At 39.7% G+C, this 26492-nt stretch carries 19 protein-coding genes and 1 tRNA gene; 16 read left to right on the plus strand and 4 right to left on the minus strand.

The window, feature by feature from the left end:
* Nucleotides 1-986: 986 nt before the first annotated feature.
* The 3 genes from NRL14_RS00005 to NRL14_RS00015 all read left to right on the plus strand — a co-directional run bounded on the left by NRL14_RS00005 (nt 987) and on the right by NRL14_RS00015 (nt 4152).
* A complete protein-coding gene (locus NRL14_RS00005) occupies nt 987-1688 on the plus strand; it encodes a DUF3581 domain-containing protein (RefSeq protein WP_306723684.1) in 702 nt (233 codons plus the stop codon).
* A 174-nt stretch (nt 1689-1862) separates the two neighbouring features.
* Nucleotides 1863-3110 (plus strand): DEAD/DEAH box helicase, encoded by a 1248-nt coding sequence (locus tag NRL14_RS00010; protein ID WP_306723685.1) that lies wholly within the window; start codon nt 1863-1865, stop codon nt 3108-3110.
* Nucleotides 3111-3168: 58 nt separating this feature from the next.
* Entirely contained in the window at nt 3169-4152 is a 984-nt protein-coding gene (locus NRL14_RS00015; protein ID WP_306723686.1) for a sensor domain-containing diguanylate cyclase, read from the plus strand.
* A gap of 317 nt (nt 4153-4469) precedes the next feature.
* On the opposite strand, the gene NRL14_RS00020 is transcribed toward NRL14_RS00015, so the two are convergent.
* Complete coding sequence (locus NRL14_RS00020; RefSeq protein ID WP_306723687.1) at nt 4470-5426, minus strand: methylenetetrahydrofolate reductase; 957 nt, start codon at nt 5424-5426, stop codon at nt 4470-4472.
* A 259-nt stretch (nt 5427-5685) separates the two neighbouring features.
* Here NRL14_RS00020 and NRL14_RS00025 point away from each other — a divergent pair, with 259 nt between their 5' ends.
* The 3 genes from NRL14_RS00025 (at nt 5686) to NRL14_RS00035 (ending at nt 10398) form a co-directional block, all read left to right on the plus strand.
* On the plus strand, nt 5686-8568 hold the full coding sequence (locus NRL14_RS00025) for a pitrilysin family protein (RefSeq protein ID WP_306723688.1): 2883 nt from the start codon (nt 5686-5688) through the stop codon (nt 8566-8568).
* 350 nt (nt 8569-8918) lie between these two features.
* Complete coding sequence (gene cysE, locus NRL14_RS00030; RefSeq protein WP_033038052.1) at nt 8919-9737, plus strand: serine O-acetyltransferase; 819 nt, start codon at nt 8919-8921, stop codon at nt 9735-9737.
* 16 nt (nt 9738-9753) lie between these two features.
* A complete protein-coding gene (locus NRL14_RS00035; protein ID WP_007377820.1) occupies nt 9754-10398 on the plus strand; it encodes a hypothetical protein in 645 nt (214 codons plus the stop codon).
* Nucleotides 10399-10422: 24 nt separating this feature from the next.
* Here NRL14_RS00035 and xseA read toward each other — a convergent pair whose 3' ends face one another.
* On the minus strand, nt 10423-11757 hold the full coding sequence (gene xseA, locus NRL14_RS00040; protein WP_306723689.1) for an exodeoxyribonuclease VII large subunit: 1335 nt from the start codon (nt 11755-11757) through the stop codon (nt 10423-10425).
* Between the two features lie 147 nt (nt 11758-11904).
* Between xseA and guaB the strand changes: the two genes are divergently transcribed.
* The 5 genes from guaB to rimI all read left to right on the plus strand — a co-directional run bounded on the left by guaB (nt 11905) and on the right by rimI (nt 16338).
* Nucleotides 11905-13374 (plus strand): IMP dehydrogenase, encoded by a 1470-nt coding sequence (gene guaB / locus NRL14_RS00045; RefSeq protein WP_007377818.1) that lies wholly within the window; start codon nt 11905-11907, stop codon nt 13372-13374.
* Between the two features lie 270 nt (nt 13375-13644).
* Nucleotides 13645-15222 carry a glutamine-hydrolyzing GMP synthase gene (gene guaA, locus NRL14_RS00050; protein WP_033028923.1) on the plus strand — a complete coding sequence of 526 codons (1578 nt, stop codon included), beginning with the start codon at nt 13645-13647 and terminating at the stop codon, nt 15220-15222.
* 154 nt (nt 15223-15376) lie between these two features.
* Nucleotides 15377-15453: transfer RNA gene (locus NRL14_RS00055), tRNA-Trp, on the plus strand.
* A 65-nt stretch (nt 15454-15518) separates the two neighbouring features.
* Nucleotides 15519-15884, plus strand: coding sequence for a hypothetical protein (locus tag NRL14_RS00060; protein WP_306723690.1), 366 nt, complete (start codon nt 15519-15521; stop codon nt 15882-15884).
* Nucleotides 15871-16338, plus strand: coding sequence for a ribosomal protein S18-alanine N-acetyltransferase (gene rimI / locus NRL14_RS00065; protein ID WP_306723853.1), 468 nt, complete (start codon nt 15871-15873; stop codon nt 16336-16338). The genes NRL14_RS00060 and rimI overlap by 14 nt, the downstream gene beginning before the upstream one ends.
* 17 nt (nt 16339-16355) lie before the next feature.
* Here the strand turns inward: rimI and NRL14_RS00070 are convergent, their stop codons facing one another.
* Entirely contained in the window at nt 16356-19022 is a 2667-nt protein-coding gene (locus NRL14_RS00070) for an ATP-binding protein (RefSeq protein ID WP_149606543.1), read from the minus strand.
* A 559-nt stretch (nt 19023-19581) separates the two neighbouring features.
* Here NRL14_RS00070 and prfC point away from each other — a divergent pair.
* From prfC to NRL14_RS00090, 4 genes are all read left to right on the plus strand, one after another.
* Nucleotides 19582-21171, plus strand: coding sequence for a peptide chain release factor 3 (prfC, locus tag NRL14_RS00075; protein WP_007377813.1), 1590 nt, complete (start codon nt 19582-19584; stop codon nt 21169-21171).
* Nucleotides 21172-21230: 59 nt separating this feature from the next.
* Nucleotides 21231-22973 carry an arginine--tRNA ligase gene (argS, locus tag NRL14_RS00080; protein ID WP_033028925.1) on the plus strand — a complete coding sequence of 581 codons (1743 nt, stop codon included), beginning with the start codon at nt 21231-21233 and terminating at the stop codon, nt 22971-22973.
* Nucleotides 22974-23300: 327 nt separating this feature from the next.
* Nucleotides 23301-23939, plus strand: a complete 639-nt coding sequence (gene pdxH / locus NRL14_RS00085; RefSeq protein ID WP_010553172.1) for a pyridoxamine 5'-phosphate oxidase — start codon at nt 23301-23303, stop codon at nt 23937-23939.
* A 21-nt stretch (nt 23940-23960) separates the two neighbouring features.
* Nucleotides 23961-24728, plus strand: coding sequence for a TatD family hydrolase (locus NRL14_RS00090; protein ID WP_306723691.1), 768 nt, complete (start codon nt 23961-23963; stop codon nt 24726-24728).
* On the opposite strand, the gene NRL14_RS00095 is transcribed toward NRL14_RS00090, so the two are convergent.
* Entirely contained in the window at nt 24695-25315 is a 621-nt protein-coding gene (locus NRL14_RS00095; RefSeq protein WP_008137440.1) for an AhpA/YtjB family protein, read from the minus strand. The two genes, NRL14_RS00090 and NRL14_RS00095, sit on opposite strands and share 34 nt — an antisense overlap.
* Before the next feature lie 148 nt (nt 25316-25463).
* Between NRL14_RS00095 and serB the strand changes: the two genes are divergently transcribed.
* Nucleotides 25464-26492: a phosphoserine phosphatase SerB gene (gene serB, locus NRL14_RS00100; protein WP_306723692.1), complete on the plus strand. Its 1029-nt coding sequence runs from the start codon at nt 25464-25466 to the stop codon at nt 26490-26492.

Genomic DNA, 26492 nt, shown 5'->3' on the forward strand with positions numbered 1-26492 from the left:
CCGCACGTCCGGATCTGTGTGGGGTCGGCCTAGCAATAGGTCGCTCTACCACGATAGGCTGTAGAATTACTCTTTTTAGGAACGTATCCAACTGTTCTTGGTTGGTTGCTTTTTAACCTTTAATCCATCTATTCGCTGTGATCTAATAGATATTATTCACCCATGGTAAACTGTTATGGCACTTTCTTTGGGTGAGAAGTCAAGCCTGACTTATCCTGTCAAAATAAATTCATTCCTATCAATTTCGCTGAGCAAATTTTGCCAGGCACTTTTGAGTATGCCCTTTGTTATATTGTCGAGAAAAAGCTAATTAGGATGACACCCATCCTAATTATTACGGAAAAAGCCAACAAAAACAGCATGAAGAGTGCATTATTATAAATAATGAATCACGCAAAAAGCTGAGCTATGTAGACAAAATGAAAGTAAAAATAGATGGCCCGGTAATCCCCCCTAAAAATAATAGATGCCAAACGTAGAATTTTCTCTTATTGTAAACACAGGAGAAAATTATGAAAAAAGCACATTTTACAGACAGTCAGATCCTTGCCATTTTAAAACAATGCTAAAAGCATTAGATAGGCACGGTGTTAACAGCCATACTTTATTTCCTGACTTGGAAGGGCTTTGTAAATATCTAAACTGGAAGCACGAAAATTCATAACAAGAGACTATGGCGTTAATAGTTAATTTATAACTTTTGGCGCTTCCCATAAAACACCGTCTCTTAGTACAGTTAAAGTGGCTGTCCAGCTAATTTCTTTCTTACAACACCTAAAGCTAGTAAGTAGTGCCAAAGGGGTTGTCGCATTATTGATATTTTGCAGTACGGAAAAACACATATAATTGATAGCGCTAATAAATAAAAGGTCATTGTTTTTTATTGCTCTGTTTTATTTAGTAACTAATCTAACAGATTCGACCTCTCAGTATTTTTTTTCTGGTAGTATGGACAGGTTATAAGCAGTTTAAGCAGTGAACACACTATGTTAAGTCCTTTTTTTCAGCAGCACGCTGATTATGTTTCTATCTCTCGTGAGCAAGGTTGTCGCTTCGCTAAATGCGTTGCTGATGATTACAATCCACTTCATGACAAAGATGCCAAAAAGTTTTGCGCGCCAGGAGACTTACTTTTTTCATTGGTACTAGATCGCTACGGTATTAGTGAACAAATGGAATTTACTTTTGCCGGTATGGTTGATGAAAACACCAAACTACATTTCCCTGAGGGAGCCGATGAGTTTGATGTTACCAATGGCGAAAAAGTTATTTTAAAGGTAAAGCGCAGCGGTAAAACCAGCCAATGCCCAGCACTAACTAATAGTCTAATAAAAAATTATGTTGAGTTTTCTGGTACTACCTTTCCGCATGTAATTATCCCATTAATGGGCAAGCAAGAGGTAATGATAAACCCTGCTCGTCCGATGGTAATTTACGAATCAATGCTTATTAATCTTGATAACCTTGATATAACAGCGCCAATACTTGAATTTGCAGAGCCAAGCTTTGAGTACACTGGTAAGCGCGGAAAAATTACACTACGTTTTAACCTGTTAGAAAACGGCGTTAAAGTAGGTAGTGGTGAAAAGCACATGGTGGTTTCGGGTATTCGCGAATACTGCCAAGCAACAGTTGACGATTTAATAGCGTTTTACAACGAACGTAAAGCAACACTAAAGCCAGCTTAAAGCTACAGCAATTATAAAGGTGCTAAATACAGCTGTTATTTAGCGCCTTTTTTATTGTTTTAGCGCTAAAGCGAAAGTGAGCAATCACGATTAAATACTTTTCTGGGCTGGTTAATTTACGCAGTACAGTAATATGCGTACAATAGCGCTCTTTGTTATTTTAAAGCTAAGCCTATGTCTGCCACTACGTTCTCATCACTTAATCTCGATCCGTTATTATTAACAGCGATTGAGCAAAATAATTACACTCAACCTACCGCAATTCAGGTTAAAACTATTCCGCCTATTTTAGCCGGAAGTGATGTAATGGGCAGCGCGCAAACAGGTACAGGTAAAACAGCTGCTTTTGTTTTACCGCTGTTACATAAGCTTTTAAATACCCCTAAAAAAGATGAGCAAGGCCTTGCCCGCGTTGTAATTTTAACACCAACACGAGAGCTTGCTCAGCAAGTATTTGCCAGCTTTGAAAAGTACGCACAAGGCACTCATATCAATGGCGCTTTAGCCTATGGTGGCGTAAGTATTGGCCCTCAAATAAAAGCACTTAAAACAGCGCAAGTTATCGTGGCAACACCTGGGCGTTTGCTTGATCATATAGTTAAAGGCAGTGTGGTACTTTCAAGTGTAGATTCGCTCGTATTTGATGAAGCAGACCGTATGCTTGATATGGGCTTTATTGATGAAATTCGACGTATATTGCGACATATTCCAGGCGATCGCCAAACTTTACTCTTTTCGGCTACGTTTGATGACAGCGTGTTTGAACTCAGTAAAAAACTACTTAAAAATCCAGAACTAATTGAAGTTGATAAGCGCAACTCAGCCGCAGTTGAAGTAGAGCAAGTTATTTACGCTGTAGATGAAGACCGCAAGCGCGAACTTGTATCGCACATGATTGGTATGAAAAACTGGCGCCAAGTGCTTATTTTTACTCGCACAAAACAAATGGCTGATCAGCTCGCTAAAGAAATGTGTAAAGACGGTTTAAAAACAGAATCAATCCATGGCGATAAATCTCAAGGCGCACGCGACCGTGCATTGCAAAATTTTAAAGAAGGTATTACACGCGTACTTGTTGCAACCGATGTAGCCGCGCGTGGTTTAGATATTTCCACACTTAGATACGTAATTAACTTTGAACTACCGTATATTGCCGAGGACTACGTACACCGTATTGGCCGTACAGGTCGTGCTGGTGAGCAAGGACTTGCTATGTCGCTGGTAAGTCTTGATGAGCAATGGCTGCTAGAAGAAATTGAAGTACTACTCGATACGCGTTTAACGCCGCAGTGGTTAGAAGGCTACGAGCCAGATCCTAATAAAAAGCCAAAAGATAATCGTAAAAATACTAACAAGTCGAGAAAAGACCGCGATAAAAAGCGTATTACCGGTAAAAGAGAGCCAAGTAGGCGTCGTAAATAATAGCTTTTCCTTTGTTTTATTGCCTATACTGGGGCTAATAAGTAGCTGAGGTAAAGTAATGTTTGAAATCGATCAATGGGCATTTTCTGGTATTGATGGCCAAATATCTTTGCATAAATGGCAAAAAACAATCGACCTTATAACGGGGCTTTTTTCAGCCCCGTCAGGTTATATAGTTCAGGCGACAAGCAAAGGCTATCGCGTTGTTATTAGAAATAACGAAGGTGGCTCTAACTTTGAGACCAATCCTATCCTTCCCCCCCAAACACCTCTTTTTTGTAAGTACGTAGCAGAGAATAACAATACCTTATACGTTAATAATGCAAGTAATAATGATGCATGGAACACTCTACCTGAGGTTGTTGAAGATGGTGTTGAATCCTACTTAGGTTTACCAATCCATTGGCCTGAAGGCGAAGTATTTGGCACGCTATGCTTAAAAGACACTAAAAAAACAACTTATACCAATGAATATTTTGAGCTTATAGAACAACTACGCGATTTAATTGAAGACGACTTAGCGCTTATTTATAGTTATGAACAAATGCGCGAAATAGCCATGCTCGATGCGCTAACTAATATCTATAACCGCCGAGCACTTAGTTTACTCGCTCAGCAAAAGCTTAATTTAGCGCTACGCTTAGGTTTTGATGTATGTTGTTTATTTATTGATATAAACGACTTTAAAAAATTAAATGACACCTTTGGTCATGAAGTGGGTGACAAAGCCTTAATTATATTGGCAGATACGCTAAAAACCCATTTAAGAGATGCTGATATAGTCGGGCGTATCGGAGGTGATGAGTTTGTTGTGGTAATGCAAGTAAGCGATAAAAGTAAGATTGGCTACATTATGGATAAAATTTCGACTGAGTATTCAAAAGCCTTACTCAAAGAAGACGTTTGCGATTTATCGCTCAGTATTGGTTATAGCTTTACTGACAAACAAAGGCAGTCATTTGAAAAACTATTAAATGAGGCAGACAGGGCAATGTATAAAAATAAACAAGCGTATAAGCTCGCTAAAAAAGCACAATTATAAAAGGAGGTTCATGCCACACAAACTTGGCTAGTTTTTTCTGCGATAGGTTTTATTTTTTCCTTAGCAATAATAAGCTTATTTGAAACGTTCCCTAGCATTAGATTTATATCTAATGAGGGAATAATTTTTGGTGTTATGTGCTCATCGATGGGGTTGCCTTAAAAAGGCTTGAGAGTAATAACCAAAAATAGCTTTCATTGATAGCTTAAGCTGCAAATCTTTACTTGTATTTATTAATTAATTTTTCAAAGAACGGACATAAAAAAGCAAGCCATGAGGCTCGCCAAGAAGGGTGTTAATTAGCTCTTACCTAGCCTTTAAGCTATTAGCTTTTCCGCAAGGTTTAATTCCATAATGGCTTTTAATAAACGGTATAAGTTAATTGACGCGTCAATTTCTTCTTTACGGTTTGTTAAGCTTTCAATATTTAAGCCCAGTGGCACGTCTAGGTGCGCACAGCTTTTAAGTATTAAGTCGAGGTTTTCGCGGCAAATACGGACGGATTCACTTAATGTATTGTCTGCATCAAGCATGCGCCATTTAGTTGCCTCTGGCACTGAGATACCCAACCATTGCATAAACTCTAAGGTTTTTTCGCCGCCGCACGGGGTAAACGTTAATATAATACGTTGAGGTGTAATACCCTGTGCTTTACAAGTACGTGCGTAGCTAGTGATTAGCTCTATAGTAGCTTGTGCATCGTAAACAGCTTGCGATATAAAAAACTGACAACCTTGTGCTGTTTTTTCTATTAATCGTTCGTGCTCATTTCGTTTACTTGAATGGCGCTCGGCAATCGTAACGCCACCTAAAAAGAAATCATCGGATTGCTCAGCCATCGCTTTATACGCATCTGGCAGGCTTAGCTTTATATCGCCTACCGATGATGGGCTACCTACTAAAACAACATTTTGTAAATCGTAGTCGTTTTTAGTTTCACTTAGCCAATCTTTAAATTCGCCTACGCCACGCTGCGCCACACTTTTATAAGTAATCACATCTTGTGCAGATAAATTACGAAGTAAATGGCTGTATTCACGCGGATCAACGGTTTGTTTAAACGCAAATGGGCGGTCTTGGTTAGTTCGGCTGCTTTCGTCTTGAATGTCGTAAATTATCACGCCGTCGTATTCAATTTCGTGTAAGCGACCTAATAGCTTTTCTGCAATGGTTTTTAATTGCGCTTTATCGGTGCCAATTTTAGGCGGGGTAGTACCAATAAGATAAACACCTTGATTGGTGTCCACTATCTTCTCTTTTAGTGATAAAGCCATAATCCTCATTCCAGCTAAGTTTGTTTTGATGGATTTAATATAGCAGCCATTTAGACGTCTAGATAGATTTATTTAATGAAAGTTTTTCAACTAACATGATGTTTATTCATAGTGCTTGTTCCCATAATTTATAATTGACACAGTTGTTTACATAATAAGTTCCCTTGGGGCTCTTATATTTATTGGCTTTGGGGCATAATCGAGGGTGAGTTAGTAATACATCTGACAACAAATTTGCTCAATTTAAAAAGGGACAGCAATGAAATTTAAATTATTAGCAACCAGCTTAGCGGTATCGCTGGCGTTAACGGGTTGCGCCATGCAACAAAACCAAAGCACGCAAACAACAGCACAACAAGAACAAGTAAATAAAGCTGATGATCGTGTTTTTTCACAAGGTTACTTAATTGAAGAGCTAGAAAACGGCTTACGTGTCATGGTTGTTAAAACCGATTACCCTGATGTAGTGTCGCTGCAAATTCCGGTATCGGTTGGATCGCGTAACGAAGTTGAAGAAGGCAAAACAGGCTTTGCTCACTTTTTTGAACACATGATGTTTAAAGGCTCACAAAAATACCCTGAAGATGTGTACTCAGACATATTAAAAAATTCAGGTGTTGATAACCGCGCTTATACAACAAATGATTACACAAATTACCATTTAAACTTTTCAAAGCAGCACCTTGATAAAGTACTTGAGCTTGAAGCTGATATTTTTCAAAATTTAACCTACACCGAAGAGCAATTTAGAACAGAAGCACAAACGGTAAAAGGTGAGTACTTAAAAAACAACGCGAGCCCAATTCGTAAATTATTAAGCGCTGTACGCGAAGAAGCGTTTGATAAGCACACGTATAAACACACCACTATGGGCTTTTTTAAAGACATAGAAGCCATGCCAGATCAAATGGCCTACGGTAAAGAATTTTTTGCTAAGTTTTATAAGCCTGAGTATGTGTCACTTGTCATCGTGGGCGATGTAGACCCACAAGCAACAATGGCAATGGTTAAAAAGCATTGGGGCAGCTGGAAAAAGGGTAACTATGTTGCTGACATTAAAGCAGAACCTGTTCAACAAACACCAAAATATTTGCACCAGCAAGATGAAGCGCTACCAGGGCATTGGTTACTTGTATCGTACAAAGGCGCTGCGTGGGAGCCTGCTAAAAAAGACAGAGCGGCACTTGATTTAATCTCACAGCTTTATTTTTCTAGTAATTCAGATTTATATCAAGAGCTAGTGGTCGACAAACAAATTGCCAGCCAAATGTTTACCTATAACCCAGAGACTAAAGATCCGGGTTTATTACACGTATTTGTTAAAGTAGAAAACACAGATGATTTAGCCACTGCACGCGATGCCATTAACCGCACTTATGCAAAAGCACGCACTGAGCTTGTTGATGAGCAAAAGCTCAGTGATTTAAAATCGAACCTTAAGTACAGCTTTATTAATGGCTTAGATTCGTCGCAAGCGATTGCATCAACCCTTGCCAGCTACATGCATTTTGAGCGTGATCCTGAGGTTATAAACCAGCTGTATAAATCGGCAGATAACATCACCAGCGCAGATATTAAAGCCGTTGCTAATAAATACTTTACTGATAACGCACGTACCACATTAACAATGTCGGCACTTGATAAAGCCCCAGGTTTTGAGCAAGAAGTTGATTTAAATGCGCTTACTGCAAAGCTTGAACAAGCACCTGCGGCTCCTGTATTTAAAGTACTTGATAAAACCAATAGCTCGCCATTAATTGATGTTAACTTTTTATTCAATACCGGTGCGGCTGCCGACCCACAAGACAAAAAAGGTGTTGCTGCGTTAACTGCGGCTATGCTTGCACAAGGTGGCTCAGAGGCGACAAGCTACAAAGATATTCAAAAAGCACTTTATCCGCTTGCGGGTAGCTTTGGCTATCAAATAGATAAAGAAATGCTGTCGTTTCAAGGGCGCATTCACAAAGATAATGCGGCGCAGTGGTATACACTTGTGAGCGATCAATTACTAAATCCAGGTTTTAGAGATGACGACTTTAAACGCCTTAAAAAAGAAATGATCGACGGTATTAAGTCAGGCTTAAAAGCATCTAATGATGAAGAGCTAGGTAAAGAAGTGCTATACAGTGCACTTTACAAAAATCACCCTTACGAAAGTTACAACTATGGTGATATTTCGGATTTAGAAGCGTTGACGCTAGATGATGTTAAAGCGTTTTATAACAGCGAGCTTACGCAATCTAAACTCACGGTTGGCTTAATTGGGGCTGTGCCTGCAAAACTTAAAGCTAAAATGATGAGCGACTTTGCAACGCTACCAAAAGGTGAGCAAAGTCGTTTAAGTATTCCTGATGCGCCAGTGCTTAAAGGTCATCATGCAACGATTGTAGAAAAATCGGCACAATCGACTGCGGTATCATTTGGTTTTCCTATTAATACAATTAGAAGTAGCGAAGACTGGACAGCCCTTTGGCTTGTGCGTTCGTACTTTGGTGAGCACCGTAGTTCTAACAGCTTTTTATATGAGCGTATTCGTGAAACTCGCGGTATGAACTATGGCGATTATGCATACATTGAATACTTTCCACGTGGTATGTTTCAAACCAAGCCAGATGCAAACCTAGGGCGCTCAGAGCAAATATTTCAAGTGTGGTTACGCCCACTTCGCTCTAATAACGATGCGCACTTTGCAACTCGTACAGCCTTATTTGAGCTTGATAAGCTAATTAAAAATGGTATGAGCGAAGATGACTTTGAAGCAACGCGTAACTTTTTAATTAACTTTGTGCCGCAAATGGTCGCAAGTCAAAATCGCCAATTAGGTTACGCGCTTGATAGCGAATTTTACAACACAGATAGCTTTGTAAGTTACGTAACTAACAAACTTAAAACGCTAACGCTTGCTGATGTAAATCGCGTTATTAAAGAAAACTTACAAACAGACAATGTTCACTATGTATTTATTACTGGTGACGGCGCTGATATGCAAAAACGTTTAGCATCGCAGCAAACATCGCCAATGGTTTACAACACGAATAAACCTGCTGAGTTGGTTGCTGAGGATAAAGTGATTGCTGATTATAAATTAGCAATTCCTGTAAAAAATATTGAAGTGATGAAAGTCGATAAAGTATTTCAATAATTTAAGTGGTTTTTAAGTGTTAGAAAAAGCCTCAATGCTTAAAGTATTGGGGCTTTTTTATTATTTAATCTGAACTCTGGTTGAGAGATTTACTAACGTATTGAATCATGGTGGTATTTAAATTTATTTTCTCTAGCCAGAGATTTTCAGTAAATTCAACGCAGTTAGCGCTGAAAATAGCTGCTCGAGATAGATTTATTATCCACAGTTCAGGTTATTTAATAATGAAACTTAATAAACGGTTATACCTAATAACCAGAACAAATAACTAAGGGGTTAACACCTTAGGCTTTAAATCCGTTAGACTTGATAAAAGGCTCTTTTATATCAATTTAAGGCAGTGCAGTATTATGCGTCATGAAATTTGGCAACAGCTTCGTACTGAAGCAAATGAAGTCGTAACCCGTGAACCTCTTTTAGCGAGTCATGTGTATTCATGTATTTTGAATCATGAGTGTTTGGGTTCAGCATTGAGCTTTATTGTTGCTAATAAATTGGCGGACGCGGTGGTATCTGCATTTACTATTCGTGAGTTGTTCGATCAAGCATTTGTAAAGTGCGATCGTATGCTTACTTATGTAGCTGAGGATATTAAAGCGGTAAAAGACAGAGATCCCGCAGCCGAAACTTACCTTACGGTGATATTAAACTTAAAGGGTTTTCATGCTATTCAAGCGCACCGTTTAGCAAATTGCTTATGGCAACAAAACCGTAAAGAGTTAGCGCGCTTTGTACAAAGCCGAACATCTGAAGTGTTTGGGGTCGATATTCACCCAGCATGTAAAGTGGGTAAAGGCATTATGTTTGACCATGCAACCGGTATTGTTATTGGTGAAACAGCGGTAATAGAAGATAACGTATCAATTTTGCAATCTGTAACGCTTGGCGGTACAGGCAATGAGCAGGGCGATCGTCATCCCAAAATTAGAGCGGGCGTATTAATTGGCGCCGGCGCTAAAGTACTTGGTAATATTGAAGTGGGCGAGGGCGCACGAATTGGTGCAGGCTCTGTTGTACTTAGCAATGTTCCAGCACACACAACCGCTGTTGGCGTACCCGCTAAAATTATTGGTCGACCGGATTGTGAGTGTCCGGCGCAAAGTATGAACCAAAACTTTTTAGCAAATCCTGAGCCTGAAAATGCTTCACATACAAGTGCAATGCTATAAAGGTAGGCGAAAATAAATGCCATATAAAAGTAACTTATTTGCAATGATACTCAGCTTTTTTGTGGGGGTAGGATTAACAAGTGGTTACTTTTTGCATTTGTATGAACCGTTTAACGATAAAACGGCTCAATTTATACATGCTAGCCAAGATGTTATTATTGAAGTAAGCGGTAATAAATCAGTTCAAAAATCACCTATAAACACTACAACCAAAGCACTTCAACAACCGCTGGAAAAAGAGTACATTACGAAAATAAGTGCGCTAAATAACGAATTGTCAGTAGCTACAAAACAGCTGAAAGTTGCTCAGCAGCAGTTAAAGCGAACTCGCTTAGAAGGCACTGATTTTGCTAAGCAGCTTGATGAAAAATTTGATAGTGAAAGTGAAAATACGCAGTGGAGCTTCGAAATAGAAACGGCACTTACTGACTTTTTAATCATCAGTGATTTAAGTAATACGGCGCAGCTAAGCTATTTAACTTGTAAACAAACTATCTGTAAATTTGAATTACTAGCCGATAAGAATAATGAACAAGGCCATGCACAGTGGCGTGAACTTAATGATAAGTTGGCAACGACACCTTGGTGGCAACAGTTTAAAATCACCTCATCAAGCTCAAACGACGAGCGAATAGAATTTATAGTGAGCACCAAAGAGTAAGTGCTCCTATTTTAGTTAAGCGTGCTAGCTCACTACTTTAGAATGTATAACACCATCAACAAGTTCGGTAATAAGTGCATCACCGGCTTTCACATCACTTACTGACTTAACCACTTTATTTTTTTCATTTTTTGTAATGCTGTAACCGCGTGCTAAAACATTTAGCGGACTTACCGAATCTAATTTACTTGCCTGTAGTGCCAAGTTGTTATCTGCTTGCTGCAATTGATGCTGTATAGCTTGGTTTAGTCTTGCGTGTAATTGCGTGAGTATATGGTTTGCTGTAGCGAGTTTTTTGTCTGGTGATTGGCGCATTAAACGCGGCGTTAAGTTATTAAGTGTGCGTTCTTGCTGGTATAAGCGATTACGCATAGCTTGTTGCAGTGCAATGCTTAGCTCATCCAAACGTTGCGTTTTTTGATTAAGCTGATTACGTGGATGACATAAATTAAGGCGGTGTTGTAACTGCGTTGCTAATGCGCGCTTGTCGGCAATGCCGTGCTTAAACGCGTTAGATAAACGATTAACTAATTGCGTTACTTTGTTGTGTAACTCTTGCGTATTTGGGCTTACAAGCTCAGCTGCCGCTGATGGGGTTGCTGCACGAACATCGGCAACATAGTCGCTAATAGTGGTATCTATTTCGTGGCCTACCGCACTTACTATGGGTAATTCACTTTTAAAAATAGCGCGGGCGAGCTGTTCGTGGTTAAAACACCATAAATCTTCAAGTGATCCTCCGCCTCGTCCTAAAATAAGTACGTCTACTTCATCACGAGCATTAGCTAATTCAATTTGATTAATTAAATGCAGGTGTGCTTCTTTGCCTTGCACCATCGCAGGGTAAATAATGACTTCTAATTGTGGCGCACGGCGTTTAAGTACCGTTAAAATATCTTTTATAGCAGCGCCGGTTGCTGAGGTAATAACACCAATACGATTAATATTTTGCGGTAATGGCTGCTTGTGAGCAGAGCTAAATAATCCTTCGGCGGCCAAACGCATTTTAAGTGCATCGAATTCTTGCTTTAGCTGACCTTCGCCGGCCGGCTCCATATGCTCAACAATAAGCTGGTAGTCACCGCGAGGTTCATAAAGTGATACACGCGCTTTTACTGTAACTTGCGCGCCATTTGCAGGGCGGTAGCTTTGGTTGCGGTTGTTGCCGCGCCACATTGCGGCTTTAATTTGTGCTTTATCGTCTTTTAGCGAAAAATACCAATGACCGGATGCAGGGGTAATGAAATTAGAAATTTCGCCTGTTAATACTAATGAGGCAAAGCCTTGCTCAAGTAATGTGCGAATTTCTCTATTAAGGCGTGACACGGTGTAAACCGTCTGCGAAGGCTTCGAAAACATAAAAAACAACCTAAAACTATTTATGAGGCAAGTTATAAGGTAAGTTTATCATAAATATTTACGAAATATTATTTACTCATGCCAACAACGCTGTTAAAATTTGGCCGCAATTCCTTATCGTAGTTCCACATGTGAGAAGTTGCCAAAATGCTTAGAATCGCTAAAGAAGCTCTTACCTTTGATGACGTACTTTTAGTACCTGGTCATTCTACTGTTTTGCCACACACGGCAAACATTTCAACTCGCTTAACGCGTGGTATCAAACTTAACTTGCCGCTTATTTCAGCATCTATGGATACTGTTACAGAAGCTCGTTTAGCTATTGCCCTTGCGCAAGAGGGTGGTCTTGGTTTTATTCATAAAAACATGACTATCGAAGAACAAGCGAAAAACGTACGTAAAGTTAAAACCTACGAAGCAGGTATTGTTTCTTACCCTGTAACGGTGACTGCCGATTTAACAATTGCTGATGCAGTTGAGCTTTCGCACGAAAAAGGTTTTTCAGGCTTTCCGGTTACTGACAGCAATAATGTACTTGTAGGCATTGTTACTAGCCGTGATATGCGTTTTGAAACTAAGCTTGAACAGCCTGTTTCTACCGTTATGACTAAAAAAGAAAAGCTTGTTACCGTTAAAGAAGGCGCAGCACGCGAAGAAATTTTAGGCTTAATGCACGAACACCGCATTGAAAAAATCCTTGTTGTTGATGATGAATTTAAACTCAAAGGCATGATCACAGTAAAAGATTACCAAAAAGCCCAAGACAAACCTGACGCATGTAAAGACGACCAAGGTCGTTTACGTGTAGGTGCTGCTGTAAGTGTTGGCGCGGGTACTGATGAGCGTATTGCTGCATTAGTAGAAGCGGGTATTGATGTTTTACTTATCGATACATCACATGGTCACTCTCAAGGTGTTATTGACCGTGTAACTAAAACGCGTAAAGAGTACCCAGACTTACAAATTATTGCAGGTAACATTGCAACAGCTGAAGGTGCGATTGCACTAGCTGATGCGGGAGCAGATGCAGTTAAAGTAGGTATCGGCCCAGGTTCTATCTGTACTACACGTATTGTTACCGGTTGTGGCGTTCCACAAATTACCGCTATTTCAGATGCTGTTGAAGGCTTAAAAGGTCGCGACATTCCTGTTATTGCTGATGGCGGCATTCGTTTTTCTGGTGATATTGTTAAAGCACTTGTTGCTGGTGCATCGTGTGTAATGGTGGGTTCTCTTCTTGCTGGTACTGAAGAAGCACCAGGTGAAGTTGAATTGTACCAAGGCCGTTATTACAAATCTTACCGTGGTATGGGCTCATTGGGCGCGATGGATCAAAAAGAAGGTTCATCAGATCGTTACTTCCAAAAATCAAACGAAGCAGACAAGTTAGTACCTGAAGGTATTGAAGGTCGCGTAGCTTACAAAGGCCCTATTGCAACAATTATTCATCAGCAAGTGGGCGGCCTACGAAGCGCTATGGGCTTAACTGGTTGTGCAACAATTGAAGAGCTAAATACAAAACCACAATTTGTACGTGTTACTTCAGCAGGTATGGGTGAGTCGCACGTTCATGATGTGCAAATCACTAAAGAGGCACCAAATTACCGCTTAGGTTAAGCAGCGTAATTAATTTAATATACTGGGCTTGCTTTGCAAGCCCTCTTTTTAGTCGTTTATATAAATACCAATTGCATTAATAAAGTGGTCAATTATTGCAACAGATAAATGGCTCAATAACGAGGCAAAAACTTCGACTTTTAGTTTCTTCTAAATAAGAAGTTTTTAACGTGGTTAGAGAGTTATTTAGCCAGCAAGAATTAGTAATGTTTAATAAAATTGGTATTCAAAGCGGCATTTAGCATTAGCATCTACTTTACGAGATACTCCATGAGCAAAGATATTCACGATTCACGAATTCTCATTTTAGACTTTGGTTCACAATACACTCAACTAATCGCGCGCCGTATACGCGAAATTGGTGTTTACTGTGAACTGTGGGCATGGGATGTGACTGAAGAGCAAATCCGCGAGTTTAACCCACAAGGTATCATTCTTTCTGGTGGCCCAGAATCAACAACACTTGAAAACAGCCCGCGCGCTCCTGAGTATGTATTTAATGCAGGCGTGCCTGTACTAGGTATTTGCTACGGTATGCAAACAATGGCAGCTCAACTAGGTGGTAGTGTTCATAGCTCTGATAAAAAAGAGTTTGGTTACGCACAAGTTGAAAAAGCAGGCAACTGTGCATTGTTTGATGCAATTGAAGACCACATCACTGATGGTGGCAACGGCGTACTTGACGTTTGGATGAGCCATGGCGACAAAGTAATGGATATTCCAGCTGGTTTTACTACAACAGCTAAAACATCTACTTGCCCACATGCTGCAATGTCTAACGAAGAAAAACGTTTCTACGGCGTACAGTTTCACCCAGAAGTGACACATACACATCAAGGTCAGCGCTTATTAGAGCGTTTTGCTATTGATATTTGTGGCTGTGAAAAATTATGGACTGCTGCAAAAATTATCGATGATGCTATCGAACGAATTAAAGAAACAGTTGGCGATGACGAAGTTATTCTAGGCTTATCTGGTGGTGTTGATTCATCAGTTGTGGCTATGCTTATTCACCGTGCAATTGGCGAAAGACTAACATGTGTATTTGTTGATAATGGGTTACTTCGTTTAAACGAAGGCCAACAAGTAATGGACATGTTTGGTAATAAATTTGGCTTAAACATTGTTAAAGTTGAAGCTGAAGAGCAGTTTTTAAATGATCTAGCGGGTAAGTCTGACCCAGAAGATAAACGTAAAGCCATTGGTCACACGTTTATTAATGTGTTTGATGAGCAAGCCAAAAAGCTTAAAAATGCAAAATGGTTAGCGCAAGGTACAATTTACCCAGATGTAATTGAATCAGCGGCATCTGCTACAGGCAAAGCGCATGTTATTAAATCTCACCACAATGTGGGCGGATTACCAGATGACATGAAAATGGGCCTTGTTGAGCCATTACGTGAATTATTCAAAGATGAAGTGCGTAAAATTGGCCTAGAACTAGGTTTACCGTACGACATGCTTTACCGTCATCCTTTCCCTGGACCAGGTTTAGGTGTGCGTGTACTTGGCGAAATCAAAAAAGAATACTGTGATTTATTACGCCGCGCCGATGCGATTTTCATCGAAGAGCTACACAAAGCAGAGCTTTACCATAAAGTAAGCCAAGCGTTTACTGTATTTTTACCGGTTAAATCGGTAGGGGTTATGGGCGATGCACGTAAGTACGATTGGGTTGTATCACTTCGTTGTGTGGAAACAATCGACTTTATGACAGCGCGCTGGTCACATTTACCGTATGAGTTCTTAGGTGTGGTTTCAAACCGTATCATTAACGAAATTGATGGTATTTCTCGTGTTGTTTACGATATTTCAGGTAAACCACCTGCAACTATCGAATGGGAATAATTAATTTTAGTTTTAGTCAGATAAAATAAAGTGATTAAAAACGGCGGATTAGCATGCTAATTCGCCGTTTTGTTTATTTAAAAAGCAGTTGAACTAAAAGTGTGATTTTTCTCTTTACCTTTGGCGAAACTTCTCTATAATTCGTCGTCATTGCAGGGGCGTAGTTCCAATTGGTAGAACAGCGGTCTCCAAAACCGATGGTTGGGAGTTCGAGTCTCTCCGCCCCTGCCATTTCTTCTTTACATCGTATTTATTAATTCTTATATTACCTTACTTACTAATTTCATCGAGTCGTTATGCATTCACGGTACGCAGCTGTTTTTGGTATTGAAAACCTCGAATTAAATAAACACTTTAAACCAGCCGATAAATTTCCAGCGGATAGCCCTCCTGCAGATAATCTTTTAATAGATAGTGTTGCGGCAAGTAGTCATGCTCCTGATACTGCATCAAAAAACAATGTACTTGAGCCTATAGTGCTTTGTGAACAATTATTTGCAGATATTAAACGTGCAGCATTACCAATTGCTATTAACAGCGTTGTACAAAGCGCTGAGATGCAATTAAATGACGATCAGCTAGTACTTACAAAACCACAGCTCAGCACGGCCGATAAGCGCGCTTTATGGGCTTTAATGAGTGAACACCTTGATAAACTTTAAACCAGTAGACGAAACCGCAATACCTCAATTAATGGCAATAGAAACAGCATGCCATAGCCATCCGTGGACGTTAAATACAATGAGTTCGTGTTTAGGTGGGCGCTATTTTAATGTAGCCGCGTTTGAAAATGAGACTATGGTTGGTTTTTATATTGGTGAAAAAGCAGGTCCTGATTATACGCTTATGGATATTTGCGTAACACCAAGTTATCAAGGCAAGGGCATTGCTAAGCAGTTGTTAGCTCAGTTTATTGAATACGGTGAGCAACAAAACGCTGAAAACTTATTTTTAGAGGTACGCGAATCTAACACGCGAGCAATTGCGCTGTATGAGTACGCTGGCTTTATAGAAATGTCAGTGCGTAAAAACTACTACCCAAGCGACAACCCAGCTAAAAATGGCTTTGAAGATGCCATTTTAATGGGGATGGCATTAAGTTTAGGTTTCCAATAACAGCGAGCATGTGTTGTTTATACTTGCTTATTATTTATAGAGTTTTCAATAGCGGTAATTAAGTCGGCTATAAGATCATCGCGAACTATTTTGTTATCACTTTTTAATGAGTCTTCGAGTGCGCCTGCGCTGTGATAAATATCGTCAAAGTTAAAGCACCCAGCACTTCCTTTAATACTGTGGGCAACATTTCGTAGTGCTTCCCAGTCATCAGAACGTTGATATGTTTTTACTTCATCTAAGTAAGTCGGCAAATTAGCTAAGTAGTTGTCTGCAATTTGTTGGAATTTTTCACTTTTTAATAAGTTATCCCATTTATTTTGGTTATCTTTTTCAAGGTGTAAATAACTCACTAGTACGTTTTCTAATGCGTCTTTATCAATCGGCTTACCAAGTGCTTTATCACAACCAGCCTCCAAATAAGTGCCTATATCATGGTTCATTACGTTTGCGGTTAATGCGATGATAGGGCCGTCGTACGCAGCGTGGCGTAGCATTTTAGTTGCTTCTAACCCGCCCATAACCGGCATTTGCATATCCATAATAATTAACTGATAGTCGTTAACTAGCGCCATTTCTACTGCTTGTGCGCCATTACTTGCTATATCGGGTTCTAGGCCCCACGTTTGCAGAAGCAGTTTTATTAGTAATTGATTATCAGGGTTGTCTTCAGCCACTAAAATATTGGCATCAAAGTGGTTGGTTGCAAACGATAGTAGTGGATCTCTTTCTGGCGTTAGTTGGCTTTTATCTGTAAGTAATTGTAGTGCGGGTTTTCTGCCTGTTAAATGACACGACACGCTAATAGAAAACTTACTTCCTTTACCTATTTCACTTTTTAGTACTACATCACCACCGAGTAGTTGCGCCAAGTTTTTGGAAATACATAAACCAAGCCCTGTACCGCCAAATCGACGGGTAGTCGTTGCATCAGCTTGCTCAAATGGTTTAAATACACGCTTTATTTGATTTTCAGACATTCCGATGCCGGTGTCTGTGACAACAAATTCAAGCATTTTTCTTTTTTGATGAAAGTGTACGCAAATAGAAACGCTGCCTTGCTCTGTAAATTTAACTGCATTATTCGCAACGTTAATTAATATTTGTTTTAAACGCGTAATATCACTGTATATGGTACGAGGCAGTGGTAATTCATAGTTTATATTTAAAGTAAGCTGTTTCTCTTTTGCTAAGGGTTCAATAATAGATTCAATATCATGTACGAGCTGTACTACATTGATAGGCGCTTGATCTACTGCAAGCTTTTCGGCCTCAATTTTAGATAAGTCCAAAATGTTATTGATTAGTTCTAGCAAGTGTTTTGAATTTCGTAAAATAGTACTGAGGTGCTGTTTATCGTTCGCTATTTTATCGTTGTGTAGTAATTGTTCTGTAAAGCCCATAATAGCAGTGAGCGGTGTACGTATTTCGTGACTCATATTTGCTAAAAAACGACTTTTAAGTTGATTCGCTTGTTCAGCTTGAGCAATCGCCAGCTCTAGTTGGCTGTTCATTGCTTCAAGTGCTTTGGTACGGCTTTCTACTTTATCTTCTAAGTGATGTTTATAATCTTCCAGCTGTTGTTGGTAGTGTCTTATCTGGTTAACCATGTGATTAAAATCGTTAAATAAAATGCCTACTTCATCATTTGTATGCGCAGGTAAATTCACCGATAAATCACCATCCCCAACGCGGTGGCTTGCTGCACCTAATAACTCGATAGGGTTGAGTAGTAAGTTACGCACAACCACAAAAATTAATATAGGCAGGGTGATCACCGAAATAAGAACAATTAAGCCTGTTATTAAACTAATAGCCTTACCAGATTGATAAAGTACAGCTTTAGGAATAGTAGAAACATAATAATAACCGCCACTCATTTGTACCGCAAAAATCATGCGCTCTATTTTATCTATACTTGATAGTTCGATAGTCGACAAGGTGCCAATATCAGCTAAATCATGTATTCGGTTTAGTTCGTATTCGCTAATGTATTGGCCGCGCATACTGTAATCGGAACTAAATAAAATTTTACCATCTTTGGTGAGTAGTAAATTAAGTGTATTGTTATAAGGCGCCTCTAAAATACTGGTATTGAGTATTGAAGGCTCAACATGGACAACGATAAAGCCTAACTGTTGAGGGCGTTTTAAATAGTAGTCAACACTATAAATTCGCTGAATAAAATACAAACTGGTTGTTCCGTCTGATTTTTGATCCATGAACTGTTGCTGGCTTAAATTACTTTGCAGTACTTTATTTAAAAAGGGATAACTTTTAGGGGCTGTAGTCAGATTGTTTGAATAATAAGCGTCGCTTTTTCCGCTTTCAGAGACTAAATTAATACTGACTATATCTGGATAGGCTTCGCTATAACTGGCAAATACATCCATTAAGGCACCTAGTTGGCGTGTATAACTGCCATTAGCTCGTACATCATTTGCTAAAAAGTCACTCAGTACGGGAGAAGTCGAGAGCAGCTTTGTAGTTGAGTGAAAAGAGTCTATATAGTTAAATACTTTTTGTTGTTGTTGCTCAACAAAACGACTCATTATTAGATCGGCTTGTTTTTGAGTGGAGTTAGTTACATTCGTGAGCGTGAAGCCCCCTAAAAATAATAGAGGCAATATAACAAGCGGCGTTATATACCATAATAATCGAATGCTTAACTTACTGGTTTTCATGACCAAACTACTTATCCTCCATGCAATTTATCAATAATATGCGTAACCGCTATATTACACAAGCCTGTAGGTGTCTTGATGGCTAATTTCTGTAACCAACGAAAGAAACTTACGTAAAATAATAAGGGGATGGGGGGGCGAGCTTTGCATTTTATTTTAGAACTCAACGGCCTTTAATAAAAAGATCAGTTAATAACTAACCATTGATTGTTTATAAGGCCAAGATCAGCGAAAATAGTCTTCAATTACGATTAACATAACGGATCGCATGTGAAGAGCCAATTTAGGGCTTTTCTGATGGTGTGTTGAGCTTTCGAGGTTGCTTTATACCAATTTTATTAAAAATATGATCATTCTAGCGTATTGAATAACTTACTAACTACGTTAAAAAATTATTCATAGAGAACAACTCTATGTGATAATTTTCGCCTTGTTATTACACTATTTACTTATCGCTATAATAGATCACTAATTTAATGCAATTGTTATTATTTAAGCCTTGAAAGCTCAGCATACTTAAAGTGGATAATATCCGTATACAAACTAAAAGAACTTTTTAATGGCAGATCAAAATCTCCTTAGCGAAATTAATAAACGACGAACCTTTGCTATCATCTCTCACCCAGATGCTGGTAAAACAACCATCACCGAAAAAGTATTGTTATTCGGACAAGCTATTCAACGAGCTGGTACTGTAAAAGGCCGTGGTTCTAACCAGCATGCTAAGTCTGACTGGATGGAAATGGAAAAAGAGCGTGGTATATCTGTTACTACCTCTGTAATGCAGTTTCCATATAACAACGCACTTGTTAACTTACTTGATACTCCAGGGCACGAAGACTTCTCTGAAGATACTTACCGCACATTAACAGCGGTAGATTCGTGTTTAATGGTTATTGATGCAGCAAAAGGTGTAGAAGACCGTACCCGCAAGTTAATGGAAGTTACACGCCTGCGTACCACACCTATTGTTACCTTTATGAACAAATGTGATCGTGATATTCGCGACCCAATGGAAGTGCTGGACGAAGTTGAAACAGAGCTAAATATTGCCTGTGCCCCCATCACTTGGCCAATTGGCTGTGGTAAAGAGTTCAAAGGTGTTTACCACATTCATAATGACGAAGCTGTTTTATACAAAACAGGTCAGGGTCATAAAATTCAAGAAGTTCGTACCATTAAAGGTCTTGATAACCCAGAGCTTGATATTGCCATTGGTGAAGATTTAGCTGCGCAATTACGCGATGAGCTTGAGCTTGTTATTGGCGCATCAAACGAATTTGATTTAGATCTGTTTTTAGCCGGTGAGCTTTCGCCAGTTTATTACGGTACAGCACTTGGTAACTTTGGTGTTGACCACGTGTTAGATGGTTTAACTAAATGGGCGCCAACGCCATTACCACGCGAAACAGAAGACAGACTTATTGTTGCAACTGAAGAAAACTTTACTGGTTTTGTATTTAAAATTCAGGCCAACATGGATCCAAAGCACCGTGACCGTATTGCATTTATGCGTATTGTATCGGGTAAGTACAGCCAAGGCATGAAAATGAATCACGTGCGAATTGGCAAGCAAGTGAGCATTTCTGATGCGGTAACCTTTATGGCGGGCGACCGCGAGCGCGCAGCTGACGCTTACGCCGGCGACATTATTGGTTTGCATAACCACGGAACTATTCAAATTGGTGATACATTCACGCAAGGCGAAAAACTTAAATTTAGTGGTATCCCTAACTTTGCGCCTGAATTATTCCGCCGTATTCGTCTTCGCGATCCGCTTAAGCAAAAGCAATTATTAAAAGGCTTAGTGCAGCTTTCTGAAGAAGGTGCTGTGCAAGTATTTAGACCGCTTATAAACAACGATTTAATTGTGGGCGCGGTAGGTGTACTTCAGTTTGATGTAGTTGTAGCGCGCTTAAAAGCCGAATATAACGTAGATGCTATTTACGAAGGTGTAAACGTAAATACAGCGCGTTGGGTAAGTAGCGATGATGTGAAAAAGTTTGAAGACTTTAAGCGCAAGTGCGAAAGTAATTTAGCACTCGATGGCGGTGATAACTTAACTTACATTGCGCCTAGCCGTGTAAATCTTAACTTATCGGTAGAGCGCTACCCTGAAGTAACGTTTAGCCATACACGCGAAAACTAGAATCGACTGACTACAGTTAACTGAAAGCCTGCTTTGTCGGGCTTACAAAGGTAAAAAATATGAATATTCGTACTATTTTAATCGAAAAAGCCGTTGCAGCTATGGTTGGTGCAGGCTTACCTGAAGATACAAACCCAGCAGTAACGCAAAGCACACGTCCACAATTTGGTGATTACCAAATTAATGCAGCCATGGGCGCGGCTAAAAAAATGAAAAGCAACCCACGTGAGCTTGCGCAAAAAATTATAGATAACCTTGATGTAAGCGATATTGCTCAAAAGACTGAAATTGCAGGCCCAGGTTTTATTAATATTCATTTAAAGCCTGAGTTTTTAGCGCAAAGCGTACAAGCCGCTAACAGTGATGCAAAGCTTGCTGTAAATGAGCATGCTAAGCCACAAAAAGTGGTTGTTGATTATTCATCACCAAACCTTGCTAAAGAAATGCACGTAGGCCATTTACGTTCAACCATTATTGGTGACTCAATTGTGCGTGCGCTTGAATTTAGAGGCGATACGGTTGTACGTCAAAATCACATGGGTGATTGGGGCACGCAATTTGGTATGTTAATCGCGCATTTAGAAGATCAAATTAGCCAAGGTGTTGATTTAGACTCTGTAGCACTTGCTGATTTAGAAACCTTTTATCGCGATGCTAAAAAACGTTTTGACGATGAAGAAGGCTTTGCAGATAAAGCACGTGACTATGTTGTTAAACTACAAGGCGGCGATACGCACTGTGAAAAGCTTTGGAAACTATTTATAGCCACCTCAGTTAAACACTCTGAAGAAGTATACAAGCGTTTAAATGTAACGCTTACTCAAGCCGATATTATGGCTGAAAGCGCATACAACGCAGAGCTTAACGATATTATTAGCCTACTTAAAGATAAAAATATTGCCGTTGAGTCGCAAGGCGCGCAAGTGGTGTTTTTAGATGAACTTGCTAATAAAGATGGCGAGCCATCAGCGTTTATCGTACAAAAATCTGGCGGTGGTTTTTTATATGCAACAACCGATTTAGCTGCATGTGACTACCGTTCAAATAAATTAGGTGCCGATCGTATCTTAATTTTTGTAGATGCACGTCAAAATCTACACTTTAACCAAGTAGAGCTAACAGCGCGTAAAGCTGGTTTATTACGAGACGAAACAAGCTACGAGTTTTGCCCGTTTGGCACCATGATGGGCGCCGATAATAAACCATTTAAAACACGTACTGGCGGCACAGTAAAACTTGCTGATTTATTAGAAGAGTCAATTAACCGTGCAGCCGCAAAACTAGCTGAACGTGAGTCTGATTTAAGTGATTCTGAGCGCAGCGAGATTGCCCGTAAAGTAGGTATTGGTGCAGTTAAATATGCCGATCTTTCTAAGCATCGCACCAGCGATTACATTTTTAACTGGGACAGCATGCTAAGCTTTGAAGGTGCAACCGCTCCTTACTTACAATATGCTTATACACGTATACGCAGTATTTTTCGTAAATCAGGCGTTGATGCAACTACATTAAATTCAGATGTTGTAATTGTTGAGCCTCAAGAAAAAGCACTAGCACTTAAGCTACTACAGCTTGAAGAAGTCCTTGATTTAATGATCAACGAAGCAACACCGCACGTACTATGTGGTTACTTATATGAGCTTGCAAGCTTATACATGACATTTTACGAAGCCTGCCCAGTACTTAAAGAAGGCGTAGAGCCAAGCGTGCGCGATAGCCGTTTAGTGCTGTGTAATTTGGTTTCTAAAACACTAGAAACGGGATTGGATTTGCTAGGTATTGAAGTTATGGAGCAAATGTAATCTGCTGCGTGTAGTTCGCTTTAGCTGCGTTGGTAAAACTATTTAGCCTAAGTCACATACAAACCGTATGCTCCTTGGCATAAATAGTTTTACCGCCTTGCTAGCACTCCTACACTTGCAGATATCTGAGCTGTGTAGGTTGGGTTGAGTGAAACGAAACCCAACGATACACCTGAGACTCTATGTTTATTGCTATAGATACACCTAAGGCTCTATGTTTATTGCTATCGATACACCTGAATCTTAATATTTGTTACTGCTCAACATCTAATGTTTTAAGCTCGCTACTCTAAGCTCTTTTCTAAGGCTTTATTTAAAGGATTTGTTATGAAACTCGAAGATATCCGCCGTGAATACCTGCAAGACGCGTTAAGCGAAGATAACTTGCAAGATGACCCATTCAAGCAGTTTGAAACATGGCTTGAGCATGCTGTAGCAAGCCAATTACCCGATCCAACAGCGATGGTTGTAGCAACTGTTGATGAAACCGGTCAGCCTTCACAGCGTATAGTGCTTTTAAAGCATTTGGATGATAACGGCTTTGTGTTTTTTACCAATACAGGTTCGCGTAAAGCGCAAGAGCTTAAAGGTAATAACAAAATTTCCTTGCATTTTCCGTGGCATCACATGGAGCGCCAAGTTATTGTATATGGCGAGGCTAAACCATTACCAACTTCTGCTGTGGCAAAGTACTTTTTATCTCGTCCTAAAGAAAGCCAATTAGCCGCCTGGGCATCGGCGCAAAGTCGTCCGGTGTCATCACGTAAAGTACTAATGGAAACCTTTGCCAATATGAAAAACAAGTTTGCTAAAGGTGAAATTCCACTTCCCGATTTTTGGGGCGGATATTGTGTAGTGCCCACTAAAATTGAGTTTTGGCAAGGTGGAGCGCATCGTTTACATGACCGCTTTATATATCAGCGCCAAGCAGATAATAGCTGGCAAATTACGCGCTTAAATCCTTAATAAATAGATGAGTAAGTAACTGTGCAATTTATTGACTCTCATTGCCATCTCGATTTTAGTGAGTTTGATTCAAATCGTGAATCTCTCATAAGAGAGTGTGTAGCAAAGGGAGTTAATCAGTTTATTGTGCCAGGCATTACCCTTGCTCAATCGCATGCCCTCATAGAGCTCAAAGCAACCTATCCAAGTATAAAAATAGCGGCAGGGCTACACCCTTATTTTTTAGAGCAACATAAAGAATCGCACATAGAAGCGTTATTTGAGTTTGCAACTACAAATACGCATCAGCTGGTGGCCATTGGTGAGTGTGGGCTTGATAGAAGTATTGAAAACCTATCCAAACAAACTTATTTATTTGAACAGCAAATAGAGCTATCAAACAAGCTTAACTTGCCGCTCATTGTGCATCATAGGCAAAGCCATGATTTAATTGCGCAATCGTTTAAACGTTGTAAGCCAAAAAATGGGGGGGTAATTCATGCATTTTCAGGTTCAATCCAACAAGCGCAGTACTATATCAAACAGGGCTTTAAGCTAGGAGTAGGTGGTGTTATTACCTATGAGCGCGCAGTTAAAACACGCGCCGTTATTGCTGCTATCGAGCCAGAAAATTTAGTGCTAGAAACAGATTCTCCCTCAATGCCTTTAAGCGGCTATCAAGGTGAAGTTAACACGCCATTGCATATACCCGATGTATTTAATGCATTGTGTGATTTAAAGCCACACAGTAAGAGAGAGACGCTTGCTAAGCTACTTTATGATTCTTGCTCAGATGTTTTTTGCATGTAGCGATTAACCTGCCAACGTTTTAAGCCTCGCCCTAATTGCCACGTGAAAATGCAGGCAATCACTAGCATTAAAAGTACTTGGCGACCTAAATCATGAAAATGATTATGACTGTCGGCAATTGCTGCTCGTGTTAAATACGTAACTGACACAAACCCAAGTGGACGATCATCATCACTTATCACAGGCTCTACAAAGGGGGTTTTTAATTTGCTAATACCTGGTGTTGAATCAGGAAGTTGGCCAAAAATATGATGCGATTGCCAGTTATCGCTACTGGCTATTAAAATACCTTGTTGATCGTAAATAGTGGCCGAAAGTACAAATTCATCTTTGCTTATATCGTTACAAATTGTATTTAACTGTGGTTTGTTTTTTTCGATTAAAGGTGTTTTTACATTCAAAGCCATAAACTTAGTTAAACTTTTTGCAGTGCTATCGGCACTATCATAAAGCAGTTGGTGGCTTTGGAAACTGCTACTGACAGCAACCCAACTTAGCAACACAAAACAGGCAGCCGCAAGTAACAGGCGCACAAGCCGCTTTCTTTGAGAAGCCGATATAGGATTTTTAAGATGGTTATTTTTCATAGTCACCGTATATGCTGCTGACAGGATTTTGATTTGATGTTACAACTAGCACTATAACCTTAAACCTCACCTGATGGCGAATTTAGCGCTAATAATACCTACATCAATTAGTTTATATCAGGAAAATAAAAATAAATACGGAGATCTCATGGCGCAAACGAGCATGGCACAGCTTAATACTGAGCAATCATTATCAATGTTAACTTTAAATCAATGGTTTAGTTATCAGGATTGTACTTTTTTACCGCTTAATAATGTTCCAAATAAACAGCTGGGATTATTTAGTATCGCATTTGCAGGTGACTTTAACACAAGCCATGTGACTAGCATTATTGATTTTTTAGCTAAGCATAACCAAATCATTACCGCTATATGCCGATACCAACCTGATTTAGGGCTAGCCCCCGCACTGTGCTTTTATACGCAAAATGCAGAGCAAGCTATAAACCCGTTAGAGCTTCAAACGTTTTCAAGTACGCTTGATTGCCAGTTAGTACAAGTAGCCACACCTCCTAACCTTTATGAGCCTGGTTTGTTGGTTATGGATATGGACTCAACGGCGATTACCATTGAATGTATTGATGAAATAGCGCGTTTGGCCAATGTGTATGACGAAGTAGCGTCGGTTACAGCACTCGCGATGGCAGGTAAACTCGACTTTAGCGAAAGCTTAAATCAACGTGTCGCTAAACTGGCTGGTATTGAAAAAAGCTTGATTGAAGAGCTTAAAAATACATTACCACTCATGCCAGGTATTAAAGTGCTTTGCCAAATTTTAAAACAACATAACTGGTACTTAGCTATCGCATCAGGTGGTTTTGTACCGTTTGCAGAACGTGTACAAGCGCTTATTCATTTAGATGAAGTTCATGCTAATGTACTTGAATTTGAAGGCGATAAACTAACGGGTAAAGTACTGGGTACAATTGTCGATGCACAGCAAAAAGCGGTTGTTTTAGAGATGCTTCAACAAAAGCTAGGACTTGAAAAAATACAAACGGTTGCTATCGGTGATGGTGCAAATGATTTAGTCATGATGGCTAAAGCAGGCCTAGGTGTTGCCGTACATGGTAAACCTAAAGTAGTTGAGCAGGCACAAGCTGCTATTTGCCAAGGATCATTATTGCAATTGTTGTATATGTTGGCTATTCCGTTAGGAGAAGAGCCTACTTTTTAA

Source organism: Pseudoalteromonas sp. 20-92 (assembly GCF_030847595.1).
Classification (GTDB): Bacteria; Pseudomonadota; Gammaproteobacteria; order Enterobacterales; family Alteromonadaceae; genus Pseudoalteromonas; species Pseudoalteromonas fuliginea.

Excerpts from the sequence above, each read along its gene's own strand:
- NRL14_RS00015 (WP_306723686.1), top strand. The coding sequence starts at position 3,169 with ATGTTTGAAATCGATCAATGGGCATTTTCTGGTATTGATGGCCAAATA.
- argS (WP_033028925.1), top strand. The coding sequence starts at position 21,231 with ATGAATATTCGTACTATTTTAATCGAAAAAGCCGTTGCAGCTATGGTT.
- NRL14_RS00025 (WP_306723688.1), top strand. The coding sequence starts at position 5,686 with ATGAAATTTAAATTATTAGCAACCAGCTTAGCGGTATCGCTGGCGTTA.
- guaA (WP_033028923.1), top strand. The coding sequence starts at position 13,645 with ATGAGCAAAGATATTCACGATTCACGAATTCTCATTTTAGACTTTGGT.
- xseA (WP_306723689.1), bottom strand. The coding sequence starts at position 11,757 with ATGTTTTCGAAGCCTTCGCAGACGGTTTACACCGTGTCACGCCTTAAT.
- NRL14_RS00020 (WP_306723687.1), bottom strand. The coding sequence starts at position 5,426 with ATGGCTTTATCACTAAAAGAGAAGATAGTGGACACCAATCAAGGTGTT.
- NRL14_RS00060 (WP_306723690.1), top strand. The coding sequence starts at position 15,519 with ATGCATTCACGGTACGCAGCTGTTTTTGGTATTGAAAACCTCGAATTA.
- NRL14_RS00070 (WP_149606543.1), bottom strand. The coding sequence starts at position 19,022 with ATGAAAACCAGTAAGTTAAGCATTCGATTATTATGGTATATAACGCCG.
- guaB (WP_007377818.1), top strand. The coding sequence starts at position 11,905 with ATGCTTAGAATCGCTAAAGAAGCTCTTACCTTTGATGACGTACTTTTA.
- cysE (WP_033038052.1), top strand. The coding sequence starts at position 8,919 with ATGCGTCATGAAATTTGGCAACAGCTTCGTACTGAAGCAAATGAAGTC.
- prfC (WP_007377813.1), top strand. The coding sequence starts at position 19,582 with ATGGCAGATCAAAATCTCCTTAGCGAAATTAATAAACGACGAACCTTT.
- pdxH (WP_010553172.1), top strand. The coding sequence starts at position 23,301 with ATGAAACTCGAAGATATCCGCCGTGAATACCTGCAAGACGCGTTAAGC.
- NRL14_RS00095 (WP_008137440.1), bottom strand. The coding sequence starts at position 25,315 with ATGAAAAATAACCATCTTAAAAATCCTATATCGGCTTCTCAAAGAAAG.
- NRL14_RS00005 (WP_306723684.1), top strand. The coding sequence starts at position 987 with ATGTTAAGTCCTTTTTTTCAGCAGCACGCTGATTATGTTTCTATCTCT.
- NRL14_RS00010 (WP_306723685.1), top strand. The coding sequence starts at position 1,863 with ATGTCTGCCACTACGTTCTCATCACTTAATCTCGATCCGTTATTATTA.
- NRL14_RS00035 (WP_007377820.1), top strand. The coding sequence starts at position 9,754 with ATGCCATATAAAAGTAACTTATTTGCAATGATACTCAGCTTTTTTGTG.
- serB (WP_306723692.1), top strand. The coding sequence starts at position 25,464 with ATGGCGCAAACGAGCATGGCACAGCTTAATACTGAGCAATCATTATCA.